We start from the raw sequence: 655 nt of genomic DNA on the forward strand, positions 1-655 counted from the left end.
CCGGGTGCCTGCCCACCACAGCCAAAACAGTAATGCCGCAAAGAGACCCATTTGAGGAAGTAAACGCTATGACCACACTGCGAATCCACGGTATGACCTGCGCCTCCTGTGCCGACCGCGTCAGAGATGCTCTGGAGGGAATCTCCGGCGTGCACCGGGCGGACGTCTCCTACGCCGGTGGGAAGGCCGAAATGACGGCCGACGCGGCTGTCAGCCGTGAACAAATGCAAGCCGCCGTCGAGGCCCTTGGGTATCAAGCGTCGTTCGAAGTCGCCTCGCTACAACCGCGCCCCGGCCAGCTCGATAAGGCGCTGGGCTGGTTGCGCAGCGACACCGAGGTCGGCAAAAACGGCGACGCGCTACACATTGCAGTCATAGGCAGCGGCGGTGCGGCAATGGCGGCCGCCTTGAAGGCGGTGGAAGCCGGCGCCCGCGTCACTCTGATCGAGCGCGGCACCATCGGCGGCACTTGCGTCAACGTCGGCTGCGTGCCGTCGAAAATCATGATTCGCGCCGCGCATGTGGCTCATTTGCGCCGCGAGAGTCCGTTCGATGACGGAATGCCCGCCACGCCGCCGACCGTCCTGCGCGAGCGGCTGCTCGCGCAACAGCAAGGCCTTGTCGACGAACTGCGTCACGCCAAGTACGAAGGCAT

At 64.6% G+C, this 655-nt stretch carries 1 protein-coding gene; it reads left to right on the plus strand.

All coding sequences use genetic code 11. The annotated features are described in order from the left end of the window. Positions 1-68: 68 nt before the first annotated feature. A partial coding sequence (locus tag HX803_RS32085; RefSeq protein ID WP_178926071.1) for a cation transporter occupies positions 69-655 on the plus strand: 587 nt, incomplete at its 3' end.

Origin of the sequence: Pseudomonas sp. P7548 (assembly GCF_013386585.1) — a bacterium.
Lineage (GTDB): Bacteria > Pseudomonadota > Gammaproteobacteria > Pseudomonadales > Pseudomonadaceae > Aquipseudomonas.